This is a genomic window from Cupriavidus sp. L7L (assembly GCF_004353535.1).
GTDB classification, from domain to species: domain Bacteria; phylum Pseudomonadota; class Gammaproteobacteria; order Burkholderiales; family Burkholderiaceae; genus Cupriavidus; species Cupriavidus oxalaticus_A.
In genome coordinates this window covers 1-1,491 of the sequence record NZ_SMNY01000214.1, presented here as the reverse complement: position 1 = coordinate 1,491, position 1,491 = coordinate 1, and the positions used below count along the sequence as shown (strand labels likewise).

General features: G+C 61.5%; 3 protein-coding genes. All 3 read left to right on the top strand.

What is annotated here, in order from left to right; all coding sequences use genetic code 11:
• Positions 1–337, top strand: a 337-nt coding sequence (locus E1J61_RS38015) for a hypothetical protein (RefSeq protein ID WP_207951329.1), incomplete at its 5' end; no start/stop codon positions are given.
• Positions 338–489: 152 nt separating this feature from the next.
• Positions 490–996 carry a hypothetical protein gene (locus E1J61_RS37250; protein WP_133098704.1) on the top strand — a complete coding sequence of 169 codons (507 nt, stop codon included), beginning with the start codon at positions 490–492 and terminating at the stop codon, positions 994–996.
• A gap of 8 nt (positions 997–1,004) precedes the next feature.
• Positions 1,005–1,491, top strand: a 487-nt coding sequence (locus E1J61_RS37245) for a DNA topoisomerase (RefSeq protein WP_243737149.1), incomplete at its 3' end; no start/stop codon positions are given.

Genomic DNA, 1,491 nt, shown 5'->3' with positions numbered 1-1,491 from the left:
GGCGATGTCGGTCCGCGACAATCTGCCTGCCAGCCAGCAGGAGATCGTTCGGGTTGCCGCTAGCGTGGGAGGCAACCCATCCGCGGCCTCCGCCTTGCGCGAAGATCTCATGCGGGAGCCGGATCCGACGAAGGGGCGCCTGCGCGCCATGCGCGCGCAGGCGCTCGCGCAGGCCAAGCCGGCATCCGCCCCGGGAACGGTCTCCGAGACAGTAAAGGACCGCATGGCGATGGCGTCCGGTCTCGCGGCCTGCCTTCTGGTGGTTGGCGGACGCATCTTGGTCCGCAGACTCCAAGGCCGTCAACCTCGCCGGACTGTCGCCCAAAAGATGCAATAAACCGCCTGGAGAAGTTCCCAGCAGGCTGATGCCTAGACAGGGAAGAGGCAAACGGCTATATTTTGATTGCATTCTGTATCGTATGCATGATACGCACGGCAAAGCCGCGTACCGCAGGCGATGCCCTTCCAAAATGACTTCGGAGAATCGCTATGTCGTACGACCAGGGCCCGCAGCCCGTCCTGCGCTGTGTTCGCAAGATCGGGGAAAAGTGGTTTGAAAAAGCCGCGCTCTACAAAAACTCCGACGGGAACAGCAGGGCCGCGTTCTCAGGATACATCGACCTCCTGGGGCAAGGCCGGCAGCATGTTTTCGGCTTCATCAATCCCCGACGCGATGGCGAAGGAGTCGTGATTTCCCTGACTGCCAGGCACACCAACCCGCACTCTGGCGAGATCGGACACCGGACCGTCGCGCTGGGCAGCGTCGTCAATCACCGTGGTGATGGCGGCGATGTGTATTTCGACACCATCCTCTTCAATCCAGTCAATGAAGACGGCGAACGAATCGAGGACGCTGAACCGGTCGCGGTTTATGTGACCGACGAGTGCGACACGGAGTTGCACAGGCAGCTCGGCTTCCGCCAGGCGCGTATCGCGCGACCGAAGCGCGGTGCGAGCCAGGACGACTCGCAGCGCTTCGAGGACTACCAGCAGTAGAGCCGCTCATGACATACACGGTAGGGCAGCGTCTCACTGGGGGTCGCGCCCGTCTCCGCTCCGCCGAGACAACGCCGCCGCCGCGATACAAGGACGGCACGTTGATTTCGGCGATGACCAACATTCACCGCTTCGTTACCAACGAGGCGGATCGCCGGATCCTGCGTGATACCAAGGGAATCGGGACCGAGCGGACGCGGGACGCAATCATCGAAACCTTGAAGGCGCGCGGCTACATCAAGGTCGTGAAGTCGGAATTTCATCCGACCGACGCGGGCATCGAGTTGATCGAGAAGCTGCCGAACGAACTCCGGGATCCCGTTACTACTGCGAAGTGGGAAATGGCGCTGGGGCTCATCGCGGAAGGGAAGATGCCCGCGGCGAGCTTTGACGACATGATCCGGAAGATGTGCTGCTCCCTGGTCGAAGGCATGAAGACCGTGAAGTTCGATCTCTCGAAGATGGGCGCTCAGGACGAAGCGGATTCAAAGCCTC

Coding starts and splice junctions, on each gene's coding strand:
- E1J61_RS37250 (WP_133098704.1), top strand. CDS start 490: ATGTCGTACGACCAGGGCCCGCAGCCCGTCCTGCGCTGTGTTCGCAAG.